The organism is Phenylobacterium sp. GW823-FHT02A09 (assembly GCF_058797775.1).
On record NZ_JBXAJZ010000002.1, the window covers coordinates 209,258 to 217,663 of the forward strand.

Below are 8,406 nucleotides of genomic sequence, written 5' to 3' on the forward strand. Positions count from 1 at the left end.
ATCAGGGGTGGCACGCGTCATTTCCGGGACCTTCGTCCCGGCGCAACTCAGGCCCCGGAAAGAAACCGCTGCACATGGACGCTCCCAGTCGCGACCGAACCCTGATCGGCACGCCCGGTCTTGATCTTGAAGCCGTGAAGCGCCCGTCGCGCGAAGAGGCTATGGAAGCCGTGCGCACGCTGATCGCGTGGGCGGGCGACGATCCGCGTCGCGAAGGCGTGATCGACACGCCCAAGCGCGTGGTCGACGCCTATGGCGAGTGGTTCGAGGGCTACCAACTCGATCCCGCCAAGGAACTCTCGCGCACCTTCGAAGACGTGCAGGGCTATGACGACATCGTCATGCTGCGCGAGATCGAGGTGGAGAGCCACTGCGAGCACCACATGGCGCCGTTCCTCGGCAAGGCCTACGTGGCCTACATGCCGACCAACCGGGTCGTCGGGATCTCCAAGCTGGCCAAGGTCGTGGAGATCTACGCCCGCCGCCTGCAGACCCAAGAAACCATGACGCAGCAGATCGCCGACGCGATCACCGACAGCCTGCGTCCGGCCGGCGTCGCGATCCTGATCGACGCGGCCCACCAGTGCATGACGACACGCGGCGTGCACCACCGCCACGTCTCGACGATCACCACCCAGTTCACGGGCGTGTTCAAGACCGACGCGACCCTGCGTCAGCGCTTCCTCGACTTCGTCAACAAGCGCTAAGCCGATCTGGCGTCAGGCCTTCTTCGGGAGGCCTGACAGCAAGAGGTTGGCCGTGGCCTCGGGCGAGCCTTCGCCGGTCAGCGCCACGGCCACATAGGCCTGCTTCTCCAGCGAATAGGCGACCATCGCCTTGGCCCCCGGCAGACCGCCGGCGTGGCCGATCCAGCTGTCGGCGGCGCTGGGATCGGCGAGCGCCAGATCGCTGACCATCACTCCCAAGCCATAGAATCCGGCCGGCGAAACTCCCGCCATCGGGTAGAGCCGCGCCAGACGCCGAGCGGTGACGTCCTGACCGTGCAGACGGTTCGACAGCAGCGCCCGCCAGAACCGAACGACGTCGGCCGCCGAGGCCGCGACCGCGCCGGCCGCGAAGGGGGTGGCGAGGTCCTCGCCGGCCGGGACCGGCGGCGCCATGCCGGCGGGCGTGCGGCCGGGCGCCAGCACCGAGGTCTCGCGCAGGTCCAGGCGCTCTATGATCCTGCCCGACAGCACCTGATCGTAAGGTTTGCCGTCCACCGCCTCCAGGATCGTGCCGAGCAGCACGTAGCCGGTGTTGCTGTAGCTCCAGGCGGCTCCGGGACAGAACAGCGGCGGTTGGCCGGCCGCCGTCGCCAGCAGCCTTTGCGGCGGCTTGTAGCCGGGATCCGCCCGCAGCCCTTCGTCCTCCTGGAAGCTGAAGAGCCCGCTCGTATGGCCCAGCAGGTCCTCTATCGTGATGTGCGCGGCGTTCGGCAGGTTCGGCGCCCATCGCGCGATCGGCGCGTCGAGGGCGAGCTTGCCCTCCTCGACCAGCTGCAGCACCGCGGTGGCGGTGTAGGCCTTGCCGACGCTGGCCCAGAAGAACCGCGTGGGCGGCGCGCCTGAAGCGGCGTGGGTCTGGGTCCACAGCGTCCCGTCCCCCCGCGCCAGCGCGGCGGTCAGGGCCTGGACCTGCATCTTGCCGACCGCCTGTTCGAGCTTGGCCTCCAGGGCGTCGTCGATGATCGGCTGCAGCCGGGCGGAACCGGCCTGGGCGGCGGCCTCCAGCGTCCCGGCCGCCAGCGGCGCGCGCAGCGGCGGCCCGGCATAGGCGACGCGGCCCTTGCAGCGGGGCGCCTTCTTCGCCCGCGCCGCCGACGCCGGGCCCGGCAAGGTCGCGGCCGCAGCGGCGGCGAGCAGGGTGCGGCGGTGCAGGCTCATGTACGGCTCCGGTTGTTCAGGAGCGGTCTTCCAGCCCAACCGCGGCGTTAGAAAGGCGAGGTGCGCGCCTTTCCGGCTAGCGCGAGCGTGGGCGCGGGCGCCATATGCGCGCCATGACCCAAGCGAGCTTCCCCACCGCCCCCGACAAGGCCGCGCTCGAACGCGGCGAGGTCCTGAGCCCCCGGTTCGACTCGAACGGCCTGCTGGCCGTGGTCGCGACCCACGCCGAGACCGGCGAGGTGCTGATGTTCGCGCACATGAACGCCGAGGCGCTGGCGCGGACGCTGGAGATCGGCGAGGCGGTCTATTACAGCCGCTCCCGCAACGAGATCTGGCACAAGGGCGCGACCAGCGGCCAGATCCAGAAGATCGTCGAGATGCGCGTCGACTGCGATCAGGACTGCCTCTGGATCAAGGTGCTGCCGCAGGGCGACGGCGGCGCCTGCCACGTCGGCTTCCGCTCGTGCTTCTACCGCGTCGTCGAGGACGGAAAGCTGGTCGAGCGGCCGTGAGCCCGCTCGAGGCCATCGCCGGCTTTGCGGTCGCGGCCGGACTGCTGACCATCCTGCCTGGGCTGGACACCGCGCTGGTGCTGCGCACGGCGGCGGTCGAAGGGCCGCGGCGCGCGGCGCTGGCGGGGCTGGGCATCACGCTCGGCTGCCTGGTCTGGGGCGCGGCCGTGGCGGTCGGGCTGGGCGCGCTGCTGGCCGCGTCGCATCTGGCCTTCACGGTCCTGAAGTGGGCGGGCGCGGCCTACCTGCTGTGGCTGGGGATCGGCATGCTGCTGCGCCCGCGGCGGAGCTTCGAGCTGGGCGGCGAGGCCGGCGCCCCCGGCGGCCGCGACCTCGCCTGGCTGCGGCGCGGTCTGCTGACCAACCTGCTCAACCCGAAGATCGGGGTGTTCTACGTGTCGTTCCTGCCGCAGTTCATGGCGAAGGGCGTGCCGGCCGGGCCGTTCCTGGTGCTGCTGGCGGCGATCCACGGACTGATCGGCCTCATCTGGTTCGCGATGCTGATCACCGCCACCCGGCCGCTGGCGCGGGCGCTGAAGCGGCCGGCGGTCGTCGCCTGGCTCGACCGGGTCACGGGCGGCGTGTTCGTGGCCTTCGCCGCCCGGCTGGCGCTGTCGCGGGCCTAGACTTCGGTCAGGCGTGAGACGCGGTGCGCCTCCGGCGTCACCCGGAAGGTCTTGAGCACCTGGGCCTCGAAGCTCTTCGAGGCGATCGTCGAGACCGTCATCAGCTCGGCCTTGGCGTCCTCGTGGGTCAGGGTCAGCAGCAGGAAGCCCTTCATCGACTGCTCGGAGAACACGACCTCCTTGTTGGCGGTCGCGAACATCTCGCCGACGGAGAAGCCCTTGATGGTGTCGTTGGCGCCGGGGCTGGTGATCGCCGTGGCCCCGAACTCGGCGGCGACGCGGTTGCCGGCGTCGTCATAGAGCTCGTTGGCCCAGAAGGCGTGGCTGTCGCCGGCCAGCACGATGGCCCGCGCGCCGGCGCTCTTGATGGCGTCGTAGAGCCGCTCGCGCTCGGCCGGATAGCCGTCCCACATGTCGAGGCCGTAGGGCAGGTCGAGCTGGGCCAGCTGCTCCATGCGCGCCAGGCGCTTGCGTGAGCCTTCGCCCTGGGCGGCCAGCACCTCGGCGAGCTTGGCCTCGCCCAGGTGCTTGCTGAGGCTGGGCACCGGCAGGCGGGCCATGACCACCTCGTTGCCGAGCACCTGCCAGACGCGGCCGGCCTTGACCGAGTCCTTCAGGCCGGCGGCGAGCCAGGCCTGCTGGGCCGGGCCCATCATCTTGCGGGCCGGATCGTCGAGCTTGGCGCGGAAGGCGGCGATCTCGGCCGGGCCGCCGGGGGCCGGCAGGTCGCGCTCGTAGTTCAACTGCTGGTCGCGGGCGGTGAGCCGGGTCTCGAGCATGAACAGGCTCATCAGGTCGCCGAACTGGAAGGCCCGGTTGATCGCCGCGCCGCCGCCCTCCGGCTCGCGGATCGGCATCCACTCGTAATAGGCCTTGATGGCGCGGGCCTTGCGCTCGTTCCAGTCGCCCTCGGTCTCGGGCTGGTGGTTCTGGGCGCCGGACATGAAGCTGTCATTGGCGGTCTCGTGGTCGTCCCAGACCACGATCCAGGGCGCGCGGGCGTGGGCGGCCTGCAGCTGCGGGTCGGACTTGTACTGCGCGTGGCGGCGGCGGTAGTCGGCCAGCGAGAGGATCTCGTGGTTCGGGTCATGGGCCCGCTCGCCGGCGACGGGCGAGGTCATCCCGTACGAGTCCGCGCCGCCGTATTCATAGATGTAGTCGCCCAGGTGCAGCACCGCGTCGACCCGCGGCAGCCTGGCGATCGCCTCGTAGGCGTTGAAGTAGCCGTTCGGATAGAGCGAGCAGGAGGCGACGGCCAGCACCACGTCCTTGGTCGCGCCGCTGGGCAGGGTGGCGGTCCGGCCGGTCGGCGAGGCGACGCCGTTGGCGGTGAATTCGAAGGTGTAGGCGCGGCCGGCGTCGAGGCCGCCGACGTCGACCTTCACGGTCCAGTCGCGGCCCGGACCGGTGAGCCCCTGCCCCGACTTGGCGCCGCCGGCGCGGCGGTCGACGGGATTGAGCGTCCAGCTGTAGGCGATCTCGCCGGCGGCCGGGTCGGCGGGCGTGATCCGTGTCCAGAGGATCAGGCGGTCGGCCAGCGGATCGCCCGAGGCGACGCCGTGATCGAAGGCGACCGCGCCGGTGTAGCGCGAGGCGCCCTGCGCCGCCGCTGCCGGACCGGCCGCGCCAAAGCCAAGCAGGGCCAGAGCCCGGCGTCTGTCGATCCGCATGAAATCCCCCTCGCACTCGGTGGTCGAGCTTGAGCCATAGTGGAGAAGGATGACGGTCACATGTCCAGCACGCCCATCCGGGGGAAGGCCGGGACCTTGCCAGCGCCGCGCGTCCGAGCCGCGACGGCGCGGAGAGCCCCCAGACCCTCCCGGCGGTCCCGGCCCTCGCCGGGATGGACGTTCGACGCGGAGGCGGCCGCCGCAGCTGGGGCCGCCGCCTCCGGTCGTGGTGATCCGGTTATGGTGGGGACCGTGGGATCACCGCAGAGCCCGCAGCGCGGCGGAGAGACCGGGCTGGCTCTGACTACTGGCCGACTCGCGCGCCGGGTCCGCCTTCACCAGCCCGGCCGTGGCCGGCGTCGTCAGGGCGATGACCCCGGCGGCGATGAAGGAAGCGATCGAGAATCCGAGCGTCAGATAGGCCATGGTCTTGTCCTCCGCCGACGGTCTCGAGGCCGCGTTCGTGGTTGCTGCAAAGTTTAGGCGAACGTCGTTCGGCGAGCAGTTGCAGCGGCCTGCGACGGCCTGCGCAACCCTTGCGCCGCCACGTGCAACCGTTGCATTCCAACGCGCAACCGTTGCATGCAGGGTTGCATTTCGCGATGGCTATGGAATCATTGAGGTTCCATGCACGCCGCCACGCCGTTCTCCGAGAAGCTGGACCTGGTGCTGAAGGCGCTCTCGATGAGCCGGGGGCGACTTGCAGCCGAACTCGGCGTGGACAAATCGCTGGTCGGGCGCTGGGCGTCCGGAGCGGTGACGCCGTCGGCGCACAATCTGGAGAACCTGACCCGGCTGGTGGCGCAACGGCGCGCCGGCTTCACCATGCTCGACTGGGACCGCAGCCTCGATGGCCTGGCGCAGGTCTTCGGCGTCGAGCCCGCCTCGCCGCGCGCGCCCGAGCCGCAGGTCAACGGCGCAGCGGTCGCGGGCCTGCCGTTGCCGGGCATGGACATGGTGCGGATGGTCACCGAACGGCGCGGCGCGACCTATGAGGGCTTCTGGCGCAGCACCCGCCCGTCGATCGCCATGCCCGGCGAGATCTTCCACGACTACGGAATGATCCGGCGCGGCCCCGACGGGCTGCTGCGCTTCCAGATGGGCGGCTCGGGCCTGTTGTTCGACGGCTGGCTGATGCCGGTCGAGGGCCAGGTGTTCGCGATCCTGTTCGACACGGTCGGTCAGACGCCAGTGTTCCTGGTGTTCAACGGCGTGTCGCTGCACAAGGCGGTGCAGCTGGACGGGCTGATCCTGGCCGCGGCGCTGAACGCGGCGCGCACGCCCTCGGCCTACCCGGTGGTGCTGGAGCGGATCGGGGACTTGACCGGCGACCCGGAAACCGACGACGAACACTGCGCCGAGCTCCTGAAGCTCGACACCGCCGCCACCGAGGAAACCGCGCCCGACGCCATGCGCAAGCACCTGATCCGCGACATCGGCCCGGCCGCGGCCGCCGCCGGCACGGGCGAGCTGTTCCTGCTGTCGACCTGGGCCAGCAGCCTGTCGAAAGGCCTGTCGTCCGGCGGACACCTGCAGGGGTGAGCCAGACCGACATCGAGGACGACGACCTCGCCGCCGAAGCCCCCTCCGCCGAGGGCATGGCCGCGCGCATCGTGACGATCGGGCCGAGCGCCGCCGGCGGGCGGCTGGACAAGACCCTGGCCGAACACCTGCCCGACCTGTCGCGCGGCCGCATCCAGGCGCTGATGTCCCAGGGGCTGGTGAGCCGCGACGGCGTGCCGCTGCTGGACGCCTCGGCCAAGGCCAAGCCCGGCGAGCACCAGCTGCTGATCCCGCCGCCGGCCCCGGCCGAGCCCGAACCGGAAGACATCGCGCTGTCGATCCTGTTCGAGGACGACCACCTGATCGTCGTCGACAAGCCCGCCGGCATGGCGGTGCACCCGGCCCCCGGCAGCGAGACCGGCACCCTGGTCAACGCGCTGCTGCACCATTGCGGCGCGAGCCTGTCGGGCATCGGCGGGGTGGCGCGGCCGGGGATCGTCCACCGGCTCGACAAGGACACCTCGGGCGTGCTGGTCGCCGCCAAGTCCGACGCCGCCCACCAGGGGCTTTCGAAGCTGTTCGCGACGCACGATATCGACAGGGTCTACATCGCCCTGGTCCGCGGGGCGCCGCATCCCGATCGCGGGACCATCGAGACGCGATTGGGACGCTCGCCCCACGACCGCAAGAAGATGGCCGTCCTGAAGACCGGCGGCCGCGAGGCGACCACGCACTATCGCACCGAGGCCGCCTATGGAGGCGGCGGCGGCAAGCCGCTGGCGGCCAGGATTTCCTGCACGCTGGAGACCGGCCGCACCCACCAGATCCGCGTGCACATGGCCTCGAAGGGCACGCCTTGCCTCGGAGATCCGGTCTATGGCTCGGGTCCGCCGGCCGGGCCGGTGCGCGAGGCGGTTGCGGACGCGGGCTTGAAACGTCAGGCTTTGCACGCGGCGGTGTTGGGGTTCGTCCATCCCGTGACCGGCCAGGCCGTGAGATTCGAAAGCCCCCTACCCGCCGATATGGCGCAACTGCAAGCTAACCTGACAGCTTTGTAAGAAAGCTTGTGCCTGGTTCGCCTTGAAGGCGCCGTCATCGGCCTGTACTAATACCTGACTAGAGCAGTCGGACTTCCGGGCCGCGGTTTCTCCCAAGCCAGGCCCTTACGCCCGCCGCAACCAATACCTATCTGATTGGTTGGAGGGGGCGGACGGTTTCGCGCGCGCATCGCGCAGCGACCCGAAGGTCCGCCGAGTAAGAAAGGGGATATGTCCATGGCCGCTAACGCGCTCGCCGTGATGTCGCCGGAAGGCGGACTGAGCCGGTACCTGACCGAAATTCGCAAGTTCCCGATGCTGGCCAAGGACCAGGAGTTCATGCTCGCCAAGGCTTGGCGTGAGCACGAGGATTCCGACGCCGCCCACCAGCTCGTCACCAGCCACCTGCGCCTCGTGGCGAAGATCGCCATGGGCTATCGCGGCTACGGGCTGCCGATCGGGGAAGTGATCTCCGAGGGCAACGTCGGCCTCATGCAGGCGGTGAAGAAGTTCGAACCGGACAAGGGCTTCCGCCTGGCGACCTACGCCATGTGGTGGATCCGCGCCTCGATCCAGGAGTACATCCTGCGGTCCTGGAGCCTGGTGAAGATGGGCACCACCGCCGCGCAGAAGAAGCTGTTCTTCAACCTGCGCAAGGCCAAGAGCCAGATCAGCGCCTTCCAGGACGGGGACCTGCACCCCGACCAGGTCAGCCAGATCGCCACCAAGCTGGGCGTGCTGAACGAGGAAGTGATCTCGATGAACCGCCGGCTGTCCGGTCCGGACGCCTCGCTGAACGCGCCGCTGCGCGCCGACGGCGAGAGCGAATGGCAGGACTGGCTGGAGGACGAGACCTCGGTCAGCCAGGAGACCTACGTCGCCGAAAGCCAGGAGCGCACCCAGCGCATGACCCTGATGGAAGCGGCGCTGACCGAACTGTCGGACCGCGAACGTCACATCCTGACCGAGCGGCGCCTGAAGGACAGCCCGACCACGCTGGAAGAACTGGCCGCGGAATACGGCGTCAGCCGTGAACGCGTCCGCCAGATCGAGGTCCGGGCCTTCGAGAAGCTGCAGAAGTCGGTGACCGCCGCAGCCCGCGACAAGAACCTGATCGAAGCCTAAGGGCGACGGTCTGCAAGACGAACGAGAAGCGCCGCGGTCCCCGACCG

9 protein-coding genes are annotated in these 8,406 nt (G+C 70.0%); 6 read left to right on the top strand and 3 right to left on the bottom strand.

From position 1 onward, the window contains the following. Positions 1-74 precede the first annotated feature (74 nt). Entirely contained in the window at positions 75-707 is a 633-nt protein-coding gene (gene folE / locus AC1Q87_RS08155) for a GTP cyclohydrolase I FolE (RefSeq protein WP_436062997.1), read from the top strand. Between the two features lie 12 nt (positions 708-719). Here folE and AC1Q87_RS08160 read toward each other — a convergent pair whose 3' ends face one another. Next, positions 720-1,886, bottom strand: coding sequence for a serine hydrolase domain-containing protein (locus AC1Q87_RS08160; protein ID WP_492608474.1), 1,167 nt, complete (start codon positions 1,884-1,886; stop codon positions 720-722). Positions 1,887-1,999: 113 nt separating this feature from the next. On the opposite strand from AC1Q87_RS08160, the gene hisI reads away from it, so the two are divergent. Further along, positions 2,000-2,398 carry a phosphoribosyl-AMP cyclohydrolase gene (hisI, locus tag AC1Q87_RS08165; RefSeq protein WP_492608475.1) on the top strand — a complete coding sequence of 133 codons (399 nt, stop codon included), beginning with the start codon at positions 2,000-2,002 and terminating at the stop codon, positions 2,396-2,398. Continuing rightward, complete coding sequence (locus AC1Q87_RS08170) at positions 2,395-3,024, top strand: LysE family translocator (protein ID WP_492608476.1); 630 nt, start codon at positions 2,395-2,397, stop codon at positions 3,022-3,024. Before hisI ends, AC1Q87_RS08170 begins: the two co-directional genes overlap by 4 nt. On the opposite strand, the gene AC1Q87_RS08175 is transcribed toward AC1Q87_RS08170, so the two are convergent. Both AC1Q87_RS08175 and AC1Q87_RS08180 read right to left on the bottom strand, forming a co-directional pair. After that, a complete protein-coding gene (locus AC1Q87_RS08175) occupies positions 3,021-4,694 on the bottom strand; it encodes an alkaline phosphatase D family protein (protein WP_492608477.1) in 1,674 nt (557 codons plus the stop codon). The two genes, AC1Q87_RS08170 and AC1Q87_RS08175, sit on opposite strands and share 4 nt — an antisense overlap. 258 nt (positions 4,695-4,952) lie before the next feature. Next, complete coding sequence (locus AC1Q87_RS08180; protein ID WP_492608478.1) at positions 4,953-5,120, bottom strand: hypothetical protein; 168 nt, start codon at positions 5,118-5,120, stop codon at positions 4,953-4,955. Between the two features lie 201 nt (positions 5,121-5,321). Between AC1Q87_RS08180 and AC1Q87_RS08185 the strand changes: the two genes are divergently transcribed. The 3 genes from AC1Q87_RS08185 to rpoH all read left to right on the top strand — a co-directional run bounded on the left by AC1Q87_RS08185 (position 5,322) and on the right by rpoH (position 8,359). Further along, entirely contained in the window at positions 5,322-6,236 is a 915-nt protein-coding gene (locus AC1Q87_RS08185) for a helix-turn-helix domain-containing protein (RefSeq protein ID WP_492608479.1), read from the top strand. Positions 6,237-6,292: 56 nt separating this feature from the next. Further along, positions 6,293-7,255: an RluA family pseudouridine synthase gene (locus AC1Q87_RS08190; protein WP_492609264.1), complete on the top strand. Its 963-nt coding sequence runs from the start codon at positions 6,293-6,295 to the stop codon at positions 7,253-7,255. 216 nt (positions 7,256-7,471) lie between these two features. Further along, positions 7,472-8,359, top strand: coding sequence for an RNA polymerase sigma factor RpoH (rpoH, locus tag AC1Q87_RS08195; protein WP_492608480.1), 888 nt, complete (start codon positions 7,472-7,474; stop codon positions 8,357-8,359). Positions 8,360-8,406: the final 47 nt, after the last annotated feature.